Genomic DNA, 23826 nt, shown 5'->3' on the forward strand with positions numbered 1-23826 from the left:
ATGCCAACCACAGCAGGCACTGAGACTGCGGGCGACAACCAGCACTCGGGCGCGCTCGAAGGCATACGCGTTGTCGACTTGACGACGGTGCTCATGGGACCGCTGGCATGCCGGATGCTGGGAGATCACGGCGCCGACGTGATCCGAGTGGAAACGCTCGACGGTGACTCCACGCGCAACGGCCTGCCGGCCCGGTCCGCTGGCATGTCTGGGTTCAGCCTCAACATTCAGCGCAACAAGCGCTCGCTGGCGCTGGATCTCAAGACCCCGGCCGGGCGCGAGGCAATGGAAAGGCTGCTGGCCAGCGCTGACGTGCTCATCACCAACATGCGAGCGGCGGCCCTCGAACGCCTCGGTCTCGATGCCGACACCCTGCGGGCTCAACACCCGCAGCTCATCTGCTGCCGAGGGAGCGGCTACTGCAGTGGCGGTCCATATCGCGACAAACCCGCTTACGACGACGCTATCCAGGCCGCTTCGGGCCTGTCGGATCTGATCGGCCGTATCACCGGCGAACCCGGCTTCGTGCCTGCCGTGATTGCCGACAAGGTCACCGGATTGCATGTCGTCGAAGCCGTGCTCGCCGCCCTGTTTCACCGTGAGCGCACCGGTATAGCCCAGACCATCGAGGTGCCCATGTTCGAGACCATGGTGGCGTTCAATCTGGTGGAGCACTACCGCGGCGCAGTGTTCGAGCCACCAGAGGGACCCTTCGGCTACGACCGGTTGCTGACTCCGCACCGGCGCCCCTACCCCACTGCCGACGGTTGGGTGTGCCTGCTGCCCTACAACGATGCGCAATACCGGGCCTTCTTCACATTCGTCGACCGGCCCGAGCTGGCCGACGATCCGCGCTTCGCCAGTCACAACTCCCGAATTGCGCATGTCGACGAGCTGTATGCGCTGTTCGGCGAGCTCTCAGTGCGCCGCACGACGGACGAGTGGATCACCTATTGCGACGAGCGCTCGATCCCGGCCGCGAGGGTCATGGACCTCGCTGATCTCGACGGCGATCCTCAGCTGACTGCTGTCGGCCTGGTGAGCATCTCAGAGCATCCCACTGAAGGGACGTACCGCTACGTGGCTGACCCGGTTGTCTACTCCGAGACGCCGACGCGCCTGCGCCGTCATGCACCGCTGCTGGGCGAGCACGCGGTCGAGATTCTCAGCGATCTCGGCTACGACGCCGCCGAGATCGACGGCTTGCGAGACGAGGGCGTCATCGTCGTGCCGGGCTAGCGATCACGTCGAGCCCCCAGCCGTTCCGAACTCATAGAGGGCAACGCAAAAGGCACCCCCCTGAAGGGGTGCCCCTACGTCGGCTCGTTGCCGATAGCGCGGCGCCCTCACTGGCGCCGCTCATGACGCTGGCTAGTCGCCGCGTCCTCCAATGCCCTGCTTCAAGGCGCTGATTGCAGCGTCTCGAACCGGGACGAACGCAACAATGGCGATGGCCGTGGCCACATCCATACCGAAGCGTCCGAGTGACAGCACTTCGAAACTGGCCCCGTACCCAAACAAGGCTCCGCCGTCATTGGCTTGCGAAACCAGTACTAGCAAGTAGGCCCAGATCAGATTCAGGTTGCTGCCGATAATCGGTATCGACTTCAGTGTGTCGTTCACTTTGACCGTGTCTAGGACACTGTCCACGACGACCATCGCTCCCTGGAACACCATGCCCAGGATGATCAGCGTCAGAATTGTCGCCATCATGCTTATCGACCCCCCTTTGGTCGGCAGTACTTGACTGCAGCTGCCTTCCGCCCCCGCAGTCGGCAACCACCGCACACTCTAGTCAATGTCGTTGCGCTTCTGTGACAATTCTGTAACAGTTCTGTTTTCTTGGGATTCACCTCGCGTGCGGGGCGGTCGCTCAGTCTCGGCCACCGCCCGAGCGCGCCGGTAGCTTTGCCGCGCATGACGCAGGTGCCCGACAAGCCCACGGTCGACGGGCTCGAGGCGAAGTGGTCGCAGCGCTGGGAAGCCGACGGCGTGTACCGCTTCGATCGCACCGCCACCCGCGAGCAGGTGTTCAGCATCGACACGCCACCGCCGACCGTCAGCGGCTCGCTGCACATGGGCCACGTCTTCAGCTACACCCACACCGACAACATCGCCCGCTACCGACGCATGGCCGGCGACGAGGTCTTCTACCCGATGGGCTGGGACGACAACGGCCTGCCGACCGAACGGCGCGTGCAGAACTACTTCGGCGTGCGCTGCGATCCCTCGCTCCCCTATAACGAGGGCTTCGCGCCTCCGTCCGACGGCGGCGATCCGGCGGCGGTCGAGGCACGCGGCGAACTGGCGATCTCGAGGCGTAACTTCATCGAACTGTGTCATGTGCTCACCGCCACCGACGAACGGGCCTTTGAGGAGCTGTGGCGCCAACTCGGACTGAGCGTGGACTGGTCGATGACCTACGCCACGATCGACGAACGCTGCCAGCGAGTCGCGCAGCGTGCATTCCTGGAGAACCTCACGCGTGGCGAGGCGTACCAGATCGAAGCGCCGTCGCTGTGGGACGTCACCTTCGGCACCGCGGTGGCCCAGGCCGAACTGGAAGACCGCGAGCGACCCGGCGCCTACCACCGCATCGCTTTCCATCGCATGGACCCACAAGGCGGCCGCAACGGCCCAGCATCGAATAGCCCAGCGTCAAGTGGCACAGTCGAGATCGAGACGACCCGGCCGGAACTGCTGGCAGCGTGCGTGGCGCTCGTGGCCCACCCCGATGACGAGCGCTACCAGCCGCTGTTCGGCTCAACCGTGGTGACGCCGCTGTTCGGAGTGGAAGTCCCAGTGGTTGCCCACAAACTGGCCGAGCCCGAGAAGGGCACCGGCATCGCCATGATCTGCACCTTCGGCGACACCACTGACGTGACGTGGTGGCGCGAGTTGGACCTGCCCGTGCGGGCGATCGTGGACCGCCGGGGTCGCATTTCTGCGGATCCGCCTCCGGGCATCGACTCGCCTGCGGGGCGCGAGGCGTATGAGCGCCTGGCAGGCTGCACCGTTGGAGGCGCTCGGATTGCGACCGTCGAGCTGCTGCGCGACTCGGGCGAGCTCATCGGCGAGCCGCGACCCATCACACACGCGGTGAAGTTCTACGAGAAGGGCGACCGGCCGCTCGAGATCGTGTCGAGTCGCCAGTGGTACATCCGCAACGGCGGGCGGGATGCCGAGTTGCGTGACGCGCTGATCGCCCGTGGCTCGGAGATGACCTGGCACCCGCCGTACATGCAGGGCCGGTATACGAATTGGATCGAGGGTCTGAGCGGCGATTGGCTGATTAGCCGTCAGCGATATTTCGGCGTGCCGATCCCGCTGTGGTACCCGCTTGACGACGCCGGCGAGCCGGTCTGGGAGCGTCCGCTCGTCCCCGACGACCGTGCTCTGCCGGCCTATCCGAACAGCGACGTGCCGGCCGGCTACGACGAATCGCAGCGCGGCCAGCCCGGCGGCTTCGTCGGGGATCTCGATGTGATGGACACCTGGGCGACATCGTCACTGACGCCCCAGATCGCATGCGGGTGGAGTGAGGATCCTGACCTGTGGGCGCGCACCTACCCCATGGACATGCGCCCCCAGGGTCACGACATCATCCGCACCTGGCTGTTCTCTACTGCAGTGCGCAGTCACCTCGGCCACGACTGTGCCCCGTGGAAGCACTGCGCCCTGTCGGGCTGGATCCTCGACCCGGACCGCAAGAAGATGTCCAAGTCCAAGGGCAATGTGGTGACGCCGGTAGACCTGCTCGACACCTACGGCGCCGACGCTGTCCGCTACTGGGCAGCCAACGGACGGCCCGGCACCGACACCGCCTTCGACGAAGGCCAGATGAAGATCGGGCGCCGCCTGGCGATCAAGCTGTTGAACGCCGCGAAGTTCGCGCTGACGCTGGCGGGCGATGCCGCCCACGGCGACGGCAGCCGCCCCGACGAACCAGTCGGCAATGCGCTCGACGCTGCGTTGCTCGCTGCGCTCGCAGATCTGGTGCGCGCCGCTACCGACGCATTCGAGGTATTCGACTACGCGCGGGCTCTGGAACGGACCGAGCAGTTCTTCTGGCAGTTCACCGACGACTACGTCGAACTGGTCAAGGGACGTGCGTACGGCGGTCAAGGTGCCGAGGCGGCAGCAGACGCGCATCGCACGCTCACCGTTACGCTGGACACCCTGGTGCGCCTGTTCGCGCCGTTCCTGCCCTTCGTCACCGAAGAGATCTGGTCGTGGTGGCGCGACGGCTCGGTCCACTCTGCAAGTTGGCCGAACGCCCAAGACCTCACAGCACTCGCTTCAGGCAATCACTCTGGCGCTTTGTCCGTCACTGCTGCAGTGCTGAGCGAGGTGCGCCGCGCCAAGACCGAGGCGAAGCGGAGTCTTCGAGTGCCTGCGGACCACGTCACGGTCACCGCTTCGGCCGCCGACATCGCGCTGCTGGATCTCACTCGCAGCGATCTCACCGACGCCGGTCGCATCGGCGAGCTCTCGCTTCGCGCCAACGGATCGGCGACCCGTCCCGAGGTCGCCGTCGTGCTCGGCGACGCAGACTGACGCAAGACGGTCCCGAGCAGCTCGGCCCCAGCACCGCTGCGGTGAGCGCTGCTCGGACGAGCGCCGCTCTTTGGGGTCTACAGGTCTGAGTCGCCGCCCTCGCTGTCGGATTCGGCGTGCCCGGCCTCGCTTGAGGCTGGCGCCACCGGACGATCGAATGCGGCCGCTGCTGCGGGCGCGGTCTGGTCGGGCTCGCCGCTGCGCACCCACACCGTGCGCTGCGGGAAGGGAATCTCGATGCCGGCCTCGTCGAAGGCGTCCTTGATCCGCTTGCGCAGCAGCCGCGCCGTGGCCCACTGCTCGGAGGGTTCCGTCTTCACCATGACCCGCAAGGTGACGGCGTCTGCGCCGAAGGCCTGCACGCCCACGACGTTCGGCTCCTCGAGCACCGTGGTGTTCTCGCCCTGCTCGTTCCACACCGCATCAGCGACCCCTTTGATGATGGCCATGGCCTGATCGAGGTCGGTGTCGTAGGCCACGTCGAGGTCGAGCGGCACACGCGCCCACAGTTGCGACATGTTGCCGACCCGGGCGATTGCGCCATTGGGCACATGCCAGACGGTGCCGGAGATATCACGCAACCGGGTGGTGCGAAGCCCGACTGACTCCACTGTGCCGACCGCATCACCAAGATCGACCACGTCGCCGACGCCGTACTGGTCTTCGACCAGCATGAACACGCCCGTGAGCAGGTCACGCACGAGCGACTGCGCGCCAAAACCGACCGCTACACCGATGATGCCGGCGCCGGCAATGAGCGGGCCGAGGTTCACGTCGAACTCGCCGAGCAGCATCATGAGCGCGACTGCCCAGATGATCGTGGTGGCGATGCTCTTGAAGAGCGTTCCGAGCGTCGCGGCCCGCTGGCTGGCGCGCTGAGTGCGCTCGCGCAGGTGCTTCATCTTGGCGGACAGGCGCTCTGGGTCCCACGCACGCCCTTCCTCGGCGGTGCGAGCGGCCTCGTTTTCCTCGGCGTGCTTCTTGTCAGAAGCGATGCGCTCCACCATGTGGTCAATGGCCCGCCGAATGACACGGCGGGCGATCACGGCCAGCACCAGGATGATCAGCACGGTGAGCGGCTTGTCGACGATCCACACCGACGCCGTCGCGAAGCCTTCGCTGCCCGTCCAGTCCAAGACTCGTTCACAAATCCAGCTGGGCTCGGGGCCGCAGACTTCGCTGCTGCGGCTGATCTCAAGCAGTGCATCCACCGCGTCGGTGGCGGAGGGGGCCTGAGCGAGGAGTGAGGTCATCCCGGGCAGCCTAGGAGTCGTCCCAAAGCCAGAAAGCCGCAACTCTGTGATGCAATTATTCTCATAAGTTATGCTTTGCATCATGAGGACGACTATCTCACTCGAGGATCAGCTTGCATCGCAGGTGCGTCGCGAAGCGGCGGCGCGAGGCATGAGCGTCAGCGCCTTCATCGCAGCAACTCTGAGTGACGCGTTGAAGCGACGCGAACCGGCGGAACAACGTCCCTTCCAATTGTTGACCGCTAGCGGCGTGCGCCCGCTTCCGTCGGTCAATCTCGACCGGCCTCGAGCGATCGAGACCGACGAGGACGCGGCGTTCTACGCGCGTGAGCAGCGCTGACCCGCGATGCTGCTGCCCGATGTGAACGTCCTCATCTATGCGCACTTCCCCGACTCCGTGCCAGATCACGCGGACTATGCGCGCTGGCTCACCCGCTTGGCGACAGGACCCGAGCCCTTCGCCTTGTCGGTCCTAGTGCTGACAGACTTCGTGCGCATCGCGACGAATCCGCGGGTGTTCAGCCCTCCATCAACCCTCGACCTCTCATTCGCATTCGTCGCGTCGCTGGTGGAACGCCCCAATGCGCGGATCGTGGGCCCCGGACCCGATCATCTGGCAATTGTGGAACGACTCTGCCGGGAGGCCGGTGCAACGGGCAAGCTCGTGGCCGACGCCGCGCACGCTGCGGTCGCGATCGAGCACGGCTGCACCATGGTCTCCACCGACTCCGACTTCGCCCGATTTCGAGGGCTTCGGTGGCAGCACCCGCTGCAACCCAACAGTCCGCGACGATGACCCTCGCCCAGATCACGGCGAAACACCCGCGCAGCGCGGTGAACGGTCAAGGGCTCGGTGCCTAGCATCGCTGCGATGACTCAGGACAACGCTGGCAAAGACGCTCACGCCCGCACACCCACCGACGACCCTGACGCTGCTGCGCTCTATTCGGTGGCAGGCGGGGTGGCAACGATCACCCTGAACCGGCCCGACTACCGCAATGCGCTCAGCGTCGAGATCGTGAACGCGATCGGCGACCACTTCGAGGCTGCGCTTGCCGATCCCGAGGTGCGCGCCGTGCTGTTCACCCATGTCGGCAACACGTTCTGCGCTGGCGCCGACTTGCGGGCCGCCCAGCCCGGGGTGCCTCAGCCGACGCTTCGCTACAACTTCGTGGAGATCCTCGAGAAGATCATGACCTGCGACAAGCCCGTGGTGGGCCGGCTGGCCGGTCACGTCACCGCCGGCGGCGTGGGACTAGCAGCGGCGATGGACATCTCCATCGCGGCCGACGACGCAATCATCGGGTTCACCGAAGTCCGCATCGGTGTGGCGCCTGCGGTCATCTCGGTGGTGTGCTTGCCGAAGCTGCGCCGTGCTGATGCCAGCGAATTGTTCCTCGAGGGCGAACGGGTGCCCGCACCGCGTGCCGCAGCGGCCGGGCTGATCAACCGTGCCGTATCCCGAGAGCTGCTCGACGACGAAGTCGCATCGACGCTGCGGCGGTTGGTGCGGGGCGGTCCCAACGCGCTGGCACACACGAAGCAGCTGGTTGCGAGGGTGCCGCAGATGCCCCGCGCGCAGGCCTGGGAGTGGACGGCGGAACTCAGCCAGCGGCTCTTTCAAAGCGACGAGGCCGCCGAGGGCATCGCCGCCTTCCGGGAACGCCGCGACGCCAGCTGGGTCCCACCCGAGGAGTGAGTTCGTTCTCTTCAATTGCCTGCAACGCGGCAGAGACTCGGGCGCCGGTAGGGCAGCCATGCCTATCGCTCCCGTCATGGCCACGGCACGACCGGTAGCGTCGGCCGCCGTGAGCGGACAGGTGCATCTCGAACGTGACGGCCACGTGGGCCGCATCATCTTGGATCATCCGGAGCGGCACAACGCCATCAGCGCGCAGATGTGGGACGGCATCACCGCTGCCGCCACCGAGCTCGAGAACGACCACGAGATCCGGGTGGTCGTGATCCGAGGGGCCGGCGAGCGCGCCTTCGCAGCAGGTGCCGACATCAGCCAATTCGGCGCGCAGCGTTCCGACGCGAACGGCAACCGCAGCTACGACGACACGACGTCACGGGCGCACGCAGCGCTGCTGGGCTTGTCCAAGCCGCTCATCGCCGCCATCGGTGGCTACTGCATCGGCGGCGGGTTGGCGGTGGCGCTGACGGCCGACCTGCGCGTCGCGGCCGAGGACGCCCAGTTCACGATCCCCGCCGCTCGCCTGGGACTCGGTTATGGCGCCGCAGGTATCGGCACGCTGATGCGCCTCGTCGGACCCTCAGCGGCCAAGCGCATCTTCTTCCTGGCTGATCGCTTCGGAGCGCAGGAAGCCCTGCAGATGGGCCTCGTGAACTTGGTCGTGCCCAAGGCGCACCTAGAGGCTTCCGTCGACGAATGGACCGAGCTCATCGGCCAGAACGCACCGCTCACGATTGCGGCTGCGAAGGCAGCGTTGACGCAGTGGCAGAAGCCAGAGTCTCAGCGCGACTTCACCGAGGTGGAGGCAATGATCCGGGCGTGCTTCGACAGCGAGGACTACCAAGAGGGCGTTGACGCGTTTATGAACAAGCGCCCGCCCGAGTTCAAGGGCCGTTGAGCTCAGCGCTGCGGCAGCTCGTCAGCGTGGCGCGCGTTCGGATCCAAACGTCTCGGGTATCTCCATGTCGGCCACGAGCTCGAGGTAGGTGCTGAGGCGCTCGGTTGGGAGCTCGCCGGCTGCCACTGCAGCCGTCACAGCGCAGTCCGGCTCCGCGGTGTGCGCGCAATCGGCAAAGCGACAGCTCTGGGCAAGTGTGGCGATCTCGCCGAATGCCGCTACGAGCCCGTCGACTGTGCGTGCCGCGGGCGGCAGCTGCAGATCACCGCCCCAAGGGATCAGATCTTGCAAGCCCGGGGTGTCCACAAGCGTCCCGCCGCGCGGCCCCCCAACGGGAACGAGCTGGCGCCGCACGGTGGTGTGCCGGCCGCGGCCGTCAGGACTCAGCGGGGCAACCGGCACCACCTCGGCCCCCGCGAGCCGGTTTGCCAACGACGACTTGCCCACTCCCGACGGACCGCTCAACGCCACCGTCGCGCCGTCGCTGGCCAAGGCTCCCAACCGGTCGAGGCCGCGGCCATCGAGAGCGCTTGTCGCCAGGATCGGCACGTCAGCCGCAGCGGCACCGAGGCGCTGACGCAAGACGTCGACGGTCTTGTCACATTCGTCACTTGACACCGTGTCGACCTTGTTCAGCACGATCACCGGTTGGGCGCCCCCGCCGAACGCCGCTGTCAGATACCACTCGATCCGGTGGCCGATGCCAGCCGTTTCCGACGCGGGCGCATCACTGGTTGGCGCAGGCGTGGTGACGACCGCGAGGACATCGGCGTTCGCTGCCACGAGCTGCGGCCGTGCCCGTGGTCCAGCGGCGCGACGGCACAGCAGGGAGGTGCGTTCCAGCACATCGGTGATCACGACGCGGCGGTTGTGCCGGGCTTCCAGTGAGCGAACCACCCAGTCGCCGACGGTCGGATAGTCGAACGGCGTCTGGGCTGCGTGGCGAACGCCTGCGTCGAGGGCCCCGGTGGCCTCACCCGAGTCGTCGACGAGTTCGTAGGCACCTCGGTGCTCGACCGCGACACGACTCACGCTGTGGCCCGGCGGGATCTGTGGGGCCGGTCCTGGCCGGCGGAGCCAACCAAGCTGCGCGACACCCGGTATCGGCGGCGCTGAGGGGTCAGCGCCTTCACTCACGACGCAGCCACACCCCGTCGTAGCGGCCGACGCCCAGTCGCTGGCCTTCGACCACACTGCCGTCGGGCAGCGTCGTGGTGCCAAGCCCGGCAACATCCGCCGTCGCCGCCACGACGCTCGAGGCATAGCCCAGGTACACGTAGGGAGCCTCGTTGGTGAGCTCCAGCATGAACTGCGCTACGGCTTGTCGTCGGTCGTCCCCCGCGTCGGTCGCCTTGATCAGGCTCGCCAACGCCGCGAGATGCTCGCCGGTGAAGTTGGACACGTTCAGCGGCGTGGTGCGGACCGGTCCGACAGCTGCGGACGCCAGCACCGCTGGATCGGACTCGCCGCCGACCCGCCAGCACGTGGCACCGAAGTCGCCGGCGAAGGACGGGTTCTGGACCACCGAGCCCATGACACGGCTGATGAGCCCCGTGCGGGCGACTGTCTCGACGTCGACATCGACAAGGCCGGTGTCCTCCCACTGGCGTTCCAGCGTTGCCGTCATCTGCGCGAGCGCGAGATCGTCGGTGCACAGGACTCGGATCCGCACTGGCGCGCCAGGATCTCGATCGTCGGAACGCTCGGGATCCTCCGTGTACTCGCGCAGCAGGGACTGAGCCCGCTGCAGGTCATGACCCGGCCAGGCTTCCGCAACCTCAGCGGAATGCCAGATGCTGCCGGGCGCCCACCACTGCGTTGCCGCGAGCCGCTCGACATCGGGTCCTAGCGCCTCGAGCAGTTCGGTCTGGTCGGCCGCCGCGATCAGCGCCCGCCGCACCCGGATGTCATCGAGAGGCGCTCGCAGCAGATTGAACAGCACGACGCCAGCATTGTCGTCAAAGCGTCCGATCACGTTGAGCGGGTGACCTCCGCCATCGGTTGCGACGGCTGCGGCTGTGGAGAGCTCCGCCGATCTCGACATCAGAATGTCGCCGCCAGCGCCCAGCAGTACGGCGAGCCGTTCACGCTCGTCGGGAATCTCGGTGAATTGGATCTCAGCAGCCCACGGCAGAGGCGAGCCGTCGGCTGCGGTACGCCAGTAGTCGGGATTGGCCTCCAGGACCGCTGGCTCACCCGCCGACCAGCGCCGAAAGAAGAACGGTCCAGTGCCGACCGGTCCTCTGGCAAAGATGTCCGGGTCCGCTTCGGCGGCTGCGATGGAAAACACGCGTCCGACGGGCCCCGCGAGCGCCGCCGGCAGCCCGGCGTTGGGCTCGCTCAGCTCGAAGATCAACGTGAGCTCATCGGCAACGATGACCGATGCGATGCGGGCATCCCGCAAATGGCCGCCGCTGGCCCGGCCCGAACGCAGGTAGTCGTCGACGCCGGTCTTGATGGTGAGCGCGTCCATCGGCTCGCCGTCGGTGAAGGTGATGTCGGGCCGCAGCGTGACGGTCCAGCGCTGCAGCGACGCATCGGCCGAGACCGACTCCGCCAGCCACGGCGCAACAGAACCGTCCGGGAGGATCACGGTGAGCGTTTCAAGAACGTGGTCCAGCACGTTGCGACACGACCATGCGCACACGTGGTCCCACGGCGTCCAGCCGGTGATGGGTGTCGGGTCGGCGGCCATCAGCACGCGCAGCGTGCCGCCGCGGCGCGGCGCTGTGTCCGGGGGCGCCTGTGTGGTTGGCGCAACGGCCGGCCGCACCTCGGTGGTGGGTGCGGGCGCAGCGGCGGAGGTGTCGTCGGGGAGTTGGGTCGCCGGTGGAGCGACGGTCGACTCGACCGCCTCCTCGGCGCCCGGACTGCAGGCCGCCGCCAGCAGCAGGACCGTTACGAGGGCCGTCGCGGGGGCGCGCCGAGGTCTCAGAAGCCCGGGTCCTTGCAGCTCGAGGCCCGTGCGCGCTCGCCGGCGGTCACGCTGTACACCGATGCTGACGCTAGTGGCGCGACCGTGGGGCCCGGCTGCGGTCCGGCGTCCCCTGCTCGTCGTTGGACCTGCGCCGAGTCTCCACGACCATCAGGTCAGAACCCGACGTCCCAGCTTGGTTGCGCAGAGCCACTGTTGCGAGCCGACGGTTGGCAGGGTGCTGAAAAAGTCCCGATTCGAGGGCAGCGCGATCCCAAACCCCCAGGTCAGACGCTTGTAGATCTTGCGAAACCTGCGTTCTTCAGCATCCTGCCAGATGATGAGTTCCACGGGGTTAGTGGTCGTAGGCGGTGAGTGAGCGTGCTGGCTGGGTGTGTGGGTGGGTCTGGTTGTGCCAGATGGCGGCGGTGAGGGCGAGGAGGCGGGCGCCGATGCGCGCGGCGATGTCGGAGCGGGTGCGTCGGTTGTGGCGTTCGGGGCTGAGTTGGCCTTTGGGGGTCTGGTTGATCGATTCGATGATCTGGCGCAGGGGCCACAGGAGCCTGGCGCGGAGCCGTGGGGTCTCGGATCGGATGGCGGGTCGCAGGGGGCGCAGGGGCCTGGCGCCGGGCCGTGGGGTCTCGGATCGGATGGCGGGTCGCAGGGGGCGCAGGGGCCTGGCGCCGGGCCGTGGGGTCTCGGATCGGGTGGCGGGTCGCTGCGCAGGATGCCACCGAGGATCTGGCCGTCGACGAGTTGGGTCACTCGTTCCCGAGCTCGGGCTTGAGCGTTTCCGAGCTCGGGTCGGCTCGATCCGCGGGTGTCTTGCGTCTGGGCGGTTGGGGCTTTGCCCCCGGGGGTTCAGCGTGGGGCTGCTCGGGACGGGTCGTTGCTGCTGTTTGGCGGCCGGACTGGGGGTGCTCGTGACGGGTCGTTGCTGCTGTTTGGCGGCTGGGTGGGTGGTTGGAGCCGGTAGCGGCTGCCTGGGGTGTCCCATTCGGCGGTGAAGCCTTGTTGGTGGATCTTGTCGTTGTGGCAGTCGGGGCAGACGGTGACGAGGTTGGTGTAGTCGGTGTGGCCGCCGTGCTGCCAGTGGTCGATGTGGTGGTGCTGGCAGCGCTCGGGGGAGATGCCGCACCCGACGCAGCCCTTGTCGCGCAATGCCAGCGCGGCGCGTTGGAGGTCGGTGGCGGTGCGGCGGGTGCGGCCCATGCGCAGGTCGCCTGTCGCGGCGTCGAAGATCGCCGGCAGCACCTCAGCGTCGACGGCGATCTTGGCGATCTCGCCGATCGGGATCGGTGTGCCATCGGCGAGGCGTCCGTTGGTGAGCTGGTGGTTCGCCATGTCGTAATCGGCGACCACGATCAGCGACGCGCCCGTGGGGCGCTTGGCGCCGGGATCGCAGATGAGCTGGCTGATCGCGTCGGCCATCCGCTGCTGGGGTGTGCGCCGCGCAGCGGGATCCTCGTCCTTGAACAGACGCCGCTCGGCGGCGGCGATCAGCGTGCCCAGCCGGGCACCGGTGATCGGGTCGACAACGAGGTTGAGCACGGTCATGCCGTCGCTGGAGCGGGTCACGATCTTGGCGCTGCGCGCCCGGCGCTGCCGCTCCAGCAGTGACGCGCCGTCGTCTCGGCTGACGTCGGCCACATGGCGGGCGACAGTGCGACGGAACTCGTCATAGCCCTCGTGTCGTGCCCGCGCTGCGAGGAACTCGTCGTCGATCGGGGCGTCGCCGGCGGCACGGGCAATCAGCTGCGCGTGGCCCACCGGAACCGAACCCGCAAAGAGCCCCTCACGGGTCGCGTCCAGCCCGCCGAGCCTCACTGCGTCCCTGACCTCGCCGCGCGCCCTGCGGCCCGAGATCGCCATGGCGCCCGTCGCGGCATGCGCAGCGGCGCCGTCGCCGTTGCGGCGGGCGATCTCGCCCAACGCGTCGGCCTTCATCGCCGCGAGCCGCGACTCGGCCCGAGCCAGCACACCCAGCCGAGCCCGCAAGTCCTCACCGCACAGCCCAGCGACATCCACCGCATCCACACGCACCCCACCCGATGCCAACGCGCCTGCCGCACCGCCACCACAAGCCGAATCGCCGCCGCCGTCCATAAGAACAACCGTACGGCAGGGGTGCCACAACAACCACGCCGCATGGCCCCGCCCGACACCCGCCAGTACCGGACGACGGCATCGTGAGATACGTGCCACACCAACGACGCCGCATGGCCCCGCCCGACACAGCCGAACCAGACCCGACCTGATCTTGGGCTTCCCCCAAATCGTGAAGGGTTGGTCAGTCGGTGTTGGCTGTTTCGTAGTCGGTCGGGACGCTTCGCGGCCAACGCCGCGTGGCTCGCGTTCGCCGTGTTGGCCCACAACATCGCACGCTGGACCGCGCGCATCGGCGGCATCCCCCCCAAGCTCACCGTCGCAGCCACCATCGCACGACGCCTGTTCGCCATCCCCGGCCGGCTCGTCAACCGCAGCGGACGGCCCACCCTGCGGCTACCCGCCCGATGGCCTTGGGCCGACACATTCACCGCAGCACTGCACCGCATCCCCAACCTGCCCCAACGCTGCTGAACTGCCAACACGCGTCACGCCGTGCCGCGCACCACACCCCAAGGCGCAGCACACAAACCAGCCTCCCCCACGCCCGACCCGACACCCCAAACCGTCCCGCCGAACCCGTCGCCGCAAACCCGACACCACCCACCCCACCGGTGGATCTGGGGTCAGGGGTTTGCGAGAATGCGTCGGGCGGCACGGGCGGCGGTGTCGGTGCGGGTGTTGCCGGTGATGCGCCGCACGGTCGCGCTGGCGGGCGCGGCCTCGGTGATGGCTGCCCGCACGTCGTTGGCGACTGCTGCGCGGCCGCCCACGATGATGACTTGGCTGGGCCGGTAGTCGCGTATGAGCGCTGCTGTCGCGGCGGGCAGTGCTCCCTGTGCGGTGTATGCGACTGCGGAGTTCTCGGTGGCTGCTGCCAATGCTGCCGCGACGCCGACATCAGGCGCGGACCAGCCGTTCGCCACGACCAAGGTGATGCCGTCCGGCGCGGCGGCGGGGCTGCCGAGCACCCGTCGTGCTGCTTGGGCGGCTGTGTCGATGCGATCAGCACCTGTGAGCCGCGAGACACTCGCCTGGCTCGCCGCAATGATCGCTTCCTGCACGCCTTGGCTGATCGCGGCAGCGCCCCCGATCAGGATCACCCGCGCCACCTGATAATCGCGCAGCACCCCAGCCGACGCTTCGGGCAGCCTGTCCGCCTGGGTGTAGATCACCGCCGAGCGCACGCTGCGCGCAGCCACCGCAGCTGCTGCGCCGATGTCGGGCGGCGACCAGCCATTGGCCACGATCAGTGTGACCCGGCCGGCCTGTGAAGGCCCTCCCAGGATGCGTCGGGCCGTACCCGCAGCCGTGTCGGCGCGATCCGCGCCCGACACCCGTGAGATGCCCGACTCAGGCGACGCCATACGAATCTGGCTGCGGACATCACGCGATACCGCCGCGGTGCCGCCCACGACAATCACCTCCGTGGGCGAGGCCTCCCGCATCAGCATTGCTGTCTCCGCGGACAGCTCGCCGCCTGCGGTGTACACCACCACCGCGCCGTCGGAACGCGCCGACAACACCGACGCCACCCCCACATCGGCAGCACTCCACCCATTGGCCACGACAAAGGTCGCAACACCCACATCAAAGTCACCACCGCCGCCGCCGCCGCCGCCACCACCACCACCGCCGCCGCTGCCGCTGCTGCCGGGTCCCGTGGGGCTGGTCGTGGCGGTGGGGGCGGTTGTGACGGTGATGGTGACCTCGACGGTCGCTGTGGCGCCGTTGGCGTCGTCGGCGGTGACGGTGACGGTGTAGGTGTTGTTGGTCGCGGTGTCGAGGAGGACCCCGTCGCCGATGGTGATCTGGCCGCTGCGAGGCTCGATGTCGAACAGGCCCGCGTCGGCGCCGGAGAGGCTGTAGGCGAGGGTGTCGTTGTCGTCGGGATCGTCCGCGGTGACGGGCTTGCCGACGTTGTCGCCGGGGCCGGCGCTGTGGGGAACGCTGCGAGTCGAGATCAACCCAGTGAAGGTCGGCGGGTCGTTCACTGGGTTGATCTCGACTGAGACAGCCGCGGTGTTCGACAGGGAGGGGCTGGCTGTGTCGCGGGCCTCGTAGGTGAAGGTGTCGGCTCCGTGGTAGTCGGCGTCGGGTGTGTAGGTGATGGTGGGGTTCTGGCCGGCGTTCGCGGGCTGGTTGACGGTGGCGTGGCCCCTGCGCGGGCTGCGAGTCACTGTGATCGTCAAGGCGCTGGTGTCGTCTTCGGGGTCGTCGTCGTTGGCGAGCACGTCGATCGTGACAGCGGCGTCCTCGTCGACCGTGGCTGTGTCGGCGACGGCGTCGGGACGCTCGTTGACGTCGGTGACCTTGATGGTCACGGTCACGGTGTCGCTCGCATTTGAGGTGTCGCTGGCCTTGAGGGTCGCGCTGTGCGAGGGCGCCGTCTCGAAGTCGAGCGACTCGCCGGCGGCGACGCGGATCTGGCCGCTGTGGCTGTCGACCGTGAACAGGTCCGTCCCTGACAGCTCGTAGGCCACCACGTCGCCGCTGTCGGCGTCGGCGGCACTCACCGGCGCCCCTGCGGGCGCACGCGCCCGCGCGTTCTCCGCGATATGGCGCGTCGGCGTCCGCTCGTCGAACGACGGGGCGACGTTGGCGTCAGGGGCCGCGTTCACCGAGCGGGCTGACACCGCGGCGCGGCGCTTGTTCGGCCCGTGCGCGTCGGTGTAGTCGGCGGTCACCCTCAGGTAGTAGCCGACATCGCCCGCGGCGGGCCTGTACGTGCTTGCCGTGGCGCCGTCGGTGGCGCCCGATATTGCCGTCCAAGGGCCGCTGGGGCCCGTCGAGCGCTCCCAGGCCCACACCGCCGACACCACGCCATCGGGGTCGCTGAGCGTGGCGGTGTAGTCCGCGTCGGCCTGGGGCCGCGGCGAGGAGAACCTCACCGCTCCGGGCTCGTCGGTGTTGGTGACGGTCACTGCTACATCGAGAGTCGCGCTGTGGCCGCCGGCCGAGACGCCCAGCGTCACGTCATAGACGCTGTCGCCGCCGGAGTCGGCGGCGGCCTCGTAGTCCGGCGCCGCCTTGAAGCTCAGCCGGCCGTTCGACGTGTCGAACTCGAACTCGGCGCTGTCGTTGCCGGCCAGGGGCCGCCAGGCAATGGTGGCATCTTCGGGGTCGGCGGCCCGGTACGTCCCGACGAACAGCGTGGTCCCCTCCTCGATGCTGGGCGCCGCGTCGCCGGTGATCGTGGGCAGCTCATTGACGGGGTCGACGGTGACGGCGACGGCGACGCTGCCCGTCTTGGCGTCGCTGTCGAGGGCGTTCACCGTGATGTCATAGACGTTGTCCCGACCGGAGTCCGCGGGGCGCTCATGGTCGGGAATGCGCACGAACGACAGGACGCCTGCGGAGGTGATGGCGAAGTCGGCCCGGTCCGTCCCGCCCAGCGACCACTCGTGGGTGAGACCGGCCTTGCCCTCGGGATCGCTCGCGCCGAACGCGCCCAGCGCGCCCAGGTGGTTCTCGTCCACGCCGAGGGCGTCGCCGTGCACGGCGACGCCGCGGGCCGCAGCGAACGAGATGTCCGCCGGCTCGTCGACGTCAGTCACGGTGACGATCACGTCCCGCGTGGCCGTCTGGGGTCCCAGCTCGCCATCGGCAAAAGCACCCAGGGTGACCTCGTATTCGTTCTGGTCCTCGTAGTCGGGAGGCGCCTTGAACGTGAGCACGCCGCTCGCGCTGAGCTCGAAGGCGCCACGGTCGGGTCCCGCGAGCGGCTGCCAGGCCACCGCCTCGCCCTCGGGGTCGCTCGCACGATAGACAGCGACCGCTGCGGTGCCGTTCTCGACGAACCCGATGCTGGCCGGTCCAGCAATCACAGGCGGTTCGTCGATGTCGGCGACGGCGATGTCCACGGTGGTGACGACGGCGCCCTCGGAATCGGTCGCGGTGACCGTCACCGTGTAGCTGTCCTTCGTGTCGTGGTCATAGGCCACGCCCGGCTTGGTCCGCAGCTGCCCCGTAGAGCCGACAAGGTCGAACGACCCGGCGTCGGTCCCGCCGAGGGTGTAGCCGACGCTGCCGCGGCTCGCCGCGGCCGCTACCGGGAACCCGATGTCCACGCCCCCCGGTGCGTTCTCGACCAGGCCGCGCTGCGTCGTGATCGACTGGAGCGTGAACGTCAGGCTCGCTATTGGCTCGGTCGTGAACTTCCCCGTGCCGCGGATGCTCGTGATGACCCCCCGCGGGGAGGTAGCCGAGTTCGACAGCGAGAACCCGGCACCGTCCTCGGTCCCCGCGTCCCAGGCAAACAGGTCCACCTCGTGGGCACGGAACCAGCGGCCGGCGGAGTCGAGCAGCCCCAGCCCCGACACGCCGACGAACCAGTCCGGGCTCGGCGCGATCATCGACGTCAGCGTGACCCGCGGAAACCCGGTAGTCGCCACGACCCCGCTCAGCGTGCCCGCGTCCGTAGCATCGATATTGCCCGAGCGCCACAGCACACCGAGCGCGGTCGGCACCACAGCATCGACGTCAGCCCGGACCTCGCCGCGGAGCCCTCCCGTTCTCCCGGTCTCGGCCATCTGCTCCACCCCGGCGCTGGCCTCCCCGCCGCTCGCGAGGAAGGTCGCACCGGCGGAGTGCACGCCGCCGACAAGCGGCGAGAAGTGCGCCCCGCCCGGACGGCCCTCCGGCGTGACAGCCGTCGTCCAGCGGCCCTGGAACCTCACGGCATAGACGGCGGTCGATGCGAACGGCGCGACGGGGTCGTTCGCCGGCGGGGTGAGCGACAGGTCCTGCGCGGTCCGCGTCACCGTCACGCCATAGGACTCCATCGAAACGCCGTCATGCGCAGTCACCTCGAACCCGATCACGTTCTCGCCGACCGACAAATCGACCTGGAACCCAGCAGCGCTGTCCGCGTCGGTGCGGGTGTTGGCGTTGCCGTCAACGATCTCGACAACAGCGCCGCCGTCGCTCGCAGTCGCGACAACCGTGACACGCGACACCGTGTACCCGACCGACGCTGCGTACGAAGTGATGTCGCTGCCGAACGCAGGGCTCAGCCGCACACCGCTCAGCCGCACGCCGCTCAACCGCACATCGCTCAGCGTGGCGTCGTCAGAGAGCGCCGTCGTCCCCATCTGGGAGGCCGACCACTGTCCCTCGCCGGAGGTGTTGACGGCACGCAACTGCACGTCGTAGCCCGTGCCGACCTCGAGTCCGGTGACTGTGGCTGTCAGGTCGCCGGAAGTCCACGCCCCCGTCTCGACGGCCCAGTTCATCTCCACCGTGGAGTCGGCGCTGGTCTCGATGTAGCGCAGGTCGTAGGACGAGACCGCCGCATCGCCGTCGAGGGCAGGCGCGCTCCATGCGACGGTGAGCCCTCGCTTCACCCCTGTCACCGAGTCGATCGCCGGGGCGCCGGGCCGTGTCGTGCCGAGGTCGGCAGCGGACCACGCACCCGCTCCCTCGGCGTTGACCGCCCGCACCGCCACGTCGTAGCGCGTGCCGTCATCGAGTCCCGTCAGATCGTATTCCAAGTCGCCGGACCCCAAGGCGTCCGATGTCCAGACTCCCTCCTCGACGTCCCAGTTGAGCTCCACCGTCTCGTCGGCGCTGGTCTTGATGTAGCGCAGGTCGTACGACGTGATCTCGTCCCCGCCGTCACTGGCGGGCTCGTTCCACTCGACGGCCAGCGAGCGCTCTGCCCCGGTGATCGTGTCGATCTCCGCAGCGCCGGGGATACTACGCGGTGTGGCCGATCGGACTCCCGACCAAGGTTGCTGGTCGGTTCCCACGACCGCCCGCACAGCCACGTCGTAGGACACCCCGTTCACAAGCGCAGGCGTCGGATTGAGCACGTATTCGAGCGAGCCGGAGGTCCAGATCGACCTGATCACCGTCCAGCGGGCGTCTGCCTTGTCCGAGGCGTCGCTGCGGATATGGCGCAGGTCATACGACGTGACGGTCCCCAGAGTTGCATCGGTCGGGGCGGTCCACTCAACGGTGATCGCACGGTCCCCGTGCGTCACCGAGTCGATGGTCGGGGCCTCGTCCGTCGTCGGGGTGCCGGTCTCGGTGGCCGACCACAGGCCGTCGCCGTCGGCGTTGACTGCCCGCACAGCCACGTCGTAGCGCACGTCCCCGGTGAGACCGCTGATGGTGTATTCGAGCGCGCCGCTGGTGGAGGTCCAGGCGTCGTCCACGGCCGTCCACTCGCTGTCGGACTTGTCGGTCGCGTCGCTGCGGATGGAACGCACGTCGTACGCGGTGACGTCGGACGCCCCCGTGTTGGTCGGGGCTGTCCAGGCGACGGTGAGAGCTTCGCTGCCGGCCGCTACTGCGTCGATGGCGGGGGCGGCGGGGCTTGACCGGTGCCCGTAGATCGTCAGGCTCCACGCGTTGAGCCGGGCGGCCGCCCCGCCGTCCACGTGGTCCGTGATGCGCAGCGTCCAGACGCCAGCGGGGTTCTCGCCAAGGTGTTTGGCGGAACCGAAGCGCACGAAGCCGTCCAGGTTGCACCGGCCCGGGAGGATGCCGAACAACGACAGGCACTCCCCCGGGCCAACGAGGTAGTGCGGGGACAGCACGGAGACCGTGCCCGATGGCGACACGAGTTCGATCTCCAGGTCCCTGAACGCCGTGGCCGTGAGGGAGGGACGGATCGAGACGAATTCGGTGAACTGCACACCGGAACCCATGGTGATGCTGGCGGTGACCGTGGTGGGCGTGCCCGCCGAGGGCAGGTCCGGGACCGCCAACCCGACGTCGCCCGACGCCTGTGTTTCCTCGGTCAGCTGGGGAAGGCTCGTCCAGCCGGCTGCCAGGTCCATCGCCGCCTTGGCGTCGACCACGCCGAAGCCGTACTCGTGGTTGAACGTGTAGCGCTGGGTCGCGGAGCCGTACTGGACGGCGCCCTCCTCCCAACCGGTGTTCGATGGGTCGTTCTTCCGGGCCGAGCCCGCCAGGACGAGCTTGACGTCGCGCCAGGTCAGGTCGGCGTAGGCGCCCCGCACGAGCGCGGCCACCCCGGACACCATGGCGGCCGTGGCAGAGGTCCCGCCGTAGGTGTTCCGGTAGCGGCCGAAGTTATCGGTGGTGGTGATGGCCGCGGGCAAATAGCTGGCCCCGGACGGCGCGCATACCCAGAGGTTGGCGCCCTGCTCGGAGTAGTGCGACCGGACACCCCGGTCCGTGACCGCGCAGGCGGCCGTAGCGGTGTAGTGGTTCCGGAATCCGCTCAGGTTGGAGTTGGCGCCGAGCACCGCGTCGTTGCCGCCGGACCGCACATACAACACCCCCTTGCCGCCGTAGCCTTCGGTGACCCCGCGCACCACCGCTCTTTCCCAGCCCGAGGGCGCCGCGGCATACCCGGGACCCTCGGTTACCGACCAGCTGTTGTTGCTGATGGCCGTGGTCTCCATCCCCCGCGTCATCGCGTCTGCCGCATTGGCAGGGTTGTAGTCGTCGATGAGGTTGTAGACGTAGATCTGTGCGCGGGGCGCGATCCCCCGAACGCCGATGCCGTTGTCCCGCGCGGCGATGAGGCCTGCGGCACCGGTGCCGTGGGTATTGCCGGGATTGAACACGCTGCCGTCGCCGTAGGCGTAGTTGCGTTCGGCCACGACGTTGGGCGCCAGGTCCGGGTGCCCGGCGTCAAAGCCGTTGTCGACCAAGGCCACGGTGGCGCCGGCCCCGAGGTGGCCGGCCTCCCACACCTCGCGGACGTTGATGTCCTCGCCTGGCGTCCCGCCGAGCTGTCCGGTATTGTCCAGGTGCCACTGGCATCCGGAGAGGGGGTCGCTCAGGGGGTCGCTCAGGGACGCGGTGAGCGCCGTGCACCCGTCGAAGAATTCGCCGTAGACGTAGTCCTCCACCATGTGCAGCGCGTACCGACCCTCCCTCGGCCATGAGCTGCCGGGCAGGCGGGTGACCTTGAGGTAGTGCGTCCCCGCGACGAGGCGGTCGCGGAGCGTGAACCCGGCGGGCGCGCTCGCGGTGTACCTGCTCTCGTAGATGATCGCGTCAACGGGGTTGCCGCCCGCGTCCAGCAGCTCCCCGGCGATGGCGACGGCGGATCCCGTGGCGGCGAGGATGACATGGGTCGCTCGGGCGAGCTCGATGCGGAAGTAGTCGACGTCGTCGGTCGGGCTGATGGTCCCCGCTTTCGGGAACAGCGGGACGAGCGGCGCCGCCGCCGCGATGCTGCTGCCCGGCTCGGCGGCCCGGTTCACGTGGAGCGTGTAGGCGCCGGTTGCGCCACGGTAGTCGTCAACCTCCACGTAGTAGGTCCCCGGGCTCAGGTTCGCACGTACGAAGAAGCGGTTGCCCCCCAGGGGGAATCTGTCCACGTTCGGGGGCCGCCCGCCCCCGCTCAGCCAGAGGTCGCCCGACGTCCGCGCGGGGCCGGTCGTGTGCACCAGCACAATGGTGTGCTCGGTCAGCGTGATGCGGAACCAGTCACGGTCCGGCTCCGAATCGATGATTCCCCTGGCGATGCCGCCGACCGCGACATCCTGGGCGTCGGACCGCCCCGTGGAGTCGGCGACGGTCGTTGCTTCCAGGACGTAGGCACCCGTGGCGCCATCGCCGGCCGTGACTTTGACGTAGTAGGTCCCCGCCCCGAGGGAGTCCCAGAGGAGGAAGTTGTGGCGCCCGTGCAACTCGTCGCCTACGTCGTTCTCGCTGAGCAGTTCCCCGTCGCCGTCCAGCAGCTGCCCCACCGTGTCGAGGTCGCCGCGGGTGTAGACGATGATGCCCGTCGCCGCGGTCAGCTCGATCGTGAAGAAGTCCACGTCGGTCTCGGAGGCGATCATCCCTCCGAGGCGCGTGCCCGGCGCCAGCGTGGTCGCCGTCTCCAGCGTGCCCCCGTGGTCGGCCGGCGTCCCCGTGGCGGTGGCCGACCATGCGCCGTCGGTCGTGGTGACGGTGCGCATCTGCACGTCGTAGCCGACGCCGTTGTCGAGGTCCGAGACGGTGTAGGCGAGGGCGCCCGATCCCGACGTCCAGACATCGTCGAGCGGGGTCCAGTTCGAGTCGTCCTTGTCTGTCGCGTCGCTGCGGATGTGGCGCAGGTCGTAGCCGGTTATCCCCGTCACGCCCGAAGGCGCAGTCCATGCGATGGACAGACGGCCGTCGCCCGGAGTGACCGCGTCGATGGTGGGCGGCCCAACCTGCGTCTGGGCCAGGACGCCACCCGGCCGCCCTATGAGGATGCCGACGACACAGACTGCGATCAGCGGCAGCCGCAGCCACATCGCCCGAGAGCGGCCGCCGTGCCCCCTTGAACCTGGTCTATTCAACAGCGGGGCATCGGCCTGTCTGCTTCGGACCGGCCCGGCGACGCCGCTGGCAGCCTCGGTCGCGGCGGTGCGCGGCCGGCCAATCGGATGGGTGGGATGGGGTCACGAGCGGTACCAGCCGGCGCCGATGAAGGTGCCGTCCACGTCGATGGCCCAGATGCGCATCGTCTGGGGGCCTCCGGCTTCGGCAGGGTTGTCGTCAGCGGTGATCCAGGCGCCGTCTGGGCTGGCGTTGCGCACTGCTGGCCCCAGCAGGTCCTCGATGTCGGTTCCGATCAGCGCGGGATCGATGTGGGCCAGGATCTCGCCGTCGGGGGCCGCGATGAGTCCTGAGAAGTACCCGTCGAGGGTGTCGGTGCTGTTGTAGTACTCCACGGTCGGTATGAGGCCCACAGAGATGCCCCGGGGATCATTGTAGAAGTCCAAGATCGCTTCCAGCCCGCCACTGCGGAAATGCTCGGCCGACTCCAAGATGAGCTGCGGCGCGAACTCCTCGACGTTGATGTACCAGCCCGAGGCGAACAGCAGCCCGTCGTGCCGCACCACCCAGGTGTTCTTCAGCTCGAATTCGCCGGTGTAGCCCGACCCGAGGTTCCCGCTCGCCGGATTGGCGAACACATAGCTCACCCACTTGCCCTCTCCGGTGGCAGAGAGCATCTCCCGGGCGAAGTTGTAGCCGTTGATGTCGGTGCCCACCCAGCCCGTCGCGTCCAGCCCGACGCGCTCGCCGTCGGGATGGGCGGCAATGCGGTCGTCCTCGTCGATGATGAACACGTACCACTGGCCGTCGATGCTCCCCTGGCGGCTGTAGTGGGCGAGGGTCGCCTCCCGGCCCTGCGTCTGGTAGCGGGCGATGGCGGCGTCCACGACGAACGCGGCGTACTCGGTGGGGGCGGACCTCGGCGGGATGGAGGCCGCCACCGTGCGGGCGATGCGCTCGGCATCAGCGGCCGTGACGCCTCCTTCGGGCTGTGACGGGGCCGGGGCGGCGGCGAGCTCGTCGCGCACTATCTCGGCAATCTCGTCGGGGGTGAGAACCTGCTCGGCGTCGTCGGCCCCGCAGGCCGCCACGAAGAGCAGCACGAGTGCGGCCAGCACTGCCCAGGGTGTCATACGGTTCATCATTGCATCCTTTCCATGAAATCAGT

15 protein-coding genes and 1 pseudogene are annotated in these 23826 nt (G+C 68.4%); 7 read left to right on the plus strand and 9 right to left on the minus strand.

Annotated features, from left to right (window positions below; genetic code table 11):
- Positions 1 to 1239, plus strand: a complete 1239-nt coding sequence (locus tag ACOCMM_RS16330; RefSeq protein WP_419554187.1) for a CaiB/BaiF CoA transferase family protein — start codon at positions 1 to 3, stop codon at positions 1237 to 1239.
- Positions 1240 to 1371: 132 nt separating this feature from the next.
- Here ACOCMM_RS16330 and ACOCMM_RS16335 read toward each other — a convergent pair whose 3' ends face one another.
- Positions 1372 to 1713, minus strand: coding sequence for a hypothetical protein (locus ACOCMM_RS16335; RefSeq protein ID WP_419554188.1), 342 nt, complete (start codon positions 1711 to 1713; stop codon positions 1372 to 1374).
- Between the two features lie 204 nt (positions 1714 to 1917).
- On the opposite strand from ACOCMM_RS16335, the gene valS reads away from it, so the two are divergent.
- Positions 1918 to 4557, plus strand: coding sequence for a valine--tRNA ligase (gene valS, locus ACOCMM_RS16340; protein ID WP_419554189.1), 2640 nt, complete (start codon positions 1918 to 1920; stop codon positions 4555 to 4557).
- Positions 4558 to 4634: 77 nt separating this feature from the next.
- Here valS and ACOCMM_RS16345 read toward each other — a convergent pair whose 3' ends face one another.
- Entirely contained in the window at positions 4635 to 5810 is a 1176-nt protein-coding gene (locus ACOCMM_RS16345) for a mechanosensitive ion channel family protein (protein WP_419554190.1), read from the minus strand.
- Positions 5811 to 5892: 82 nt separating this feature from the next.
- On the opposite strand from ACOCMM_RS16345, the gene ACOCMM_RS16350 reads away from it, so the two are divergent.
- The 4 genes from ACOCMM_RS16350 to ACOCMM_RS16365 all read left to right on the plus strand — a co-directional run bounded on the left by ACOCMM_RS16350 (position 5893) and on the right by ACOCMM_RS16365 (position 8404).
- Entirely contained in the window at positions 5893 to 6150 is a 258-nt protein-coding gene (locus tag ACOCMM_RS16350; RefSeq protein WP_419554191.1) for a ribbon-helix-helix protein, CopG family, read from the plus strand.
- A gap of 6 nt (positions 6151 to 6156) precedes the next feature.
- Positions 6157 to 6606 carry a type II toxin-antitoxin system VapC family toxin gene (locus ACOCMM_RS16355; RefSeq protein ID WP_419554192.1) on the plus strand — a complete coding sequence of 150 codons (450 nt, stop codon included), beginning with the start codon at positions 6157 to 6159 and terminating at the stop codon, positions 6604 to 6606.
- 75 nt (positions 6607 to 6681) lie between these two features.
- Positions 6682 to 7509 (plus strand): enoyl-CoA hydratase/isomerase family protein, encoded by an 828-nt coding sequence (locus ACOCMM_RS16360; RefSeq protein WP_419554193.1) that lies wholly within the window; start codon positions 6682 to 6684, stop codon positions 7507 to 7509.
- A 109-nt stretch (positions 7510 to 7618) separates the two neighbouring features.
- The gene (locus ACOCMM_RS16365; protein ID WP_419554194.1) at positions 7619 to 8404 is read left to right on the plus strand and encodes an enoyl-CoA hydratase; all 786 of its coding nucleotides are present in this window, start codon (positions 7619 to 7621) and stop codon (positions 8402 to 8404) included.
- Between the two features lie 21 nt (positions 8405 to 8425).
- Here the strand turns inward: ACOCMM_RS16365 and rsgA are convergent, their stop codons facing one another.
- The 5 genes and pseudogenes from rsgA to ACOCMM_RS16390 all read right to left on the minus strand — a co-directional run bounded on the left by rsgA (position 8426) and on the right by ACOCMM_RS16390 (position 13424).
- Positions 8426 to 9541, minus strand: coding sequence for a ribosome small subunit-dependent GTPase A (gene rsgA, locus ACOCMM_RS16370; RefSeq protein ID WP_419554195.1), 1116 nt, complete (start codon positions 9539 to 9541; stop codon positions 8426 to 8428).
- Positions 9534 to 11099 carry an ABC transporter substrate-binding protein gene (locus ACOCMM_RS16375; RefSeq protein WP_419554196.1) on the minus strand — a complete coding sequence of 522 codons (1566 nt, stop codon included), beginning with the start codon at positions 11097 to 11099 and terminating at the stop codon, positions 9534 to 9536. The genes rsgA and ACOCMM_RS16375 overlap by 8 nt, the downstream gene beginning before the upstream one ends.
- A gap of 390 nt (positions 11100 to 11489) precedes the next feature.
- Positions 11490 to 11669: a hypothetical protein gene (locus ACOCMM_RS16380; RefSeq protein WP_419554197.1), complete on the minus strand. Its 180-nt coding sequence runs from the start codon at positions 11667 to 11669 to the stop codon at positions 11490 to 11492.
- Between the two features lie 4 nt (positions 11670 to 11673).
- Positions 11674 to 11934, minus strand: a pseudogene (locus tag ACOCMM_RS16385) (IS982 family transposase); the annotation flags it as partial.
- A 245-nt stretch (positions 11935 to 12179) separates the two neighbouring features.
- Positions 12180 to 13424 carry an HNH endonuclease gene (locus ACOCMM_RS16390; RefSeq protein ID WP_419554198.1) on the minus strand — a complete coding sequence of 415 codons (1245 nt, stop codon included), beginning with the start codon at positions 13422 to 13424 and terminating at the stop codon, positions 12180 to 12182.
- A gap of 258 nt (positions 13425 to 13682) precedes the next feature.
- Here ACOCMM_RS16390 and ACOCMM_RS16395 point away from each other — a divergent pair, with 258 nt between their 5' ends.
- Positions 13683 to 13898, plus strand: coding sequence for a hypothetical protein (locus ACOCMM_RS16395; protein WP_419554199.1), 216 nt, complete (start codon positions 13683 to 13685; stop codon positions 13896 to 13898).
- A gap of 152 nt (positions 13899 to 14050) precedes the next feature.
- Here the strand turns inward: ACOCMM_RS16395 and ACOCMM_RS16400 are convergent, their stop codons facing one another.
- Both ACOCMM_RS16400 and ACOCMM_RS16405 read right to left on the minus strand, forming a co-directional pair.
- Positions 14051 to 22633: a fibronectin type III domain-containing protein gene (locus ACOCMM_RS16400; RefSeq protein WP_419554200.1), complete on the minus strand. Its 8583-nt coding sequence runs from the start codon at positions 22631 to 22633 to the stop codon at positions 14051 to 14053.
- A 147-nt stretch (positions 22634 to 22780) separates the two neighbouring features.
- Positions 22781 to 23791: a hypothetical protein gene (locus ACOCMM_RS16405; RefSeq protein WP_419554201.1), complete on the minus strand. Its 1011-nt coding sequence runs from the start codon at positions 23789 to 23791 to the stop codon at positions 22781 to 22783.
- Positions 23792 to 23826: the final 35 nt, after the last annotated feature.

It is taken from the genome of Candidatus Poriferisodalis sp., from assembly GCF_965198245.1.
Classification (GTDB): Bacteria; Actinomycetota; Acidimicrobiia; order Acidimicrobiales; family Poriferisodalaceae; genus Poriferisodalis.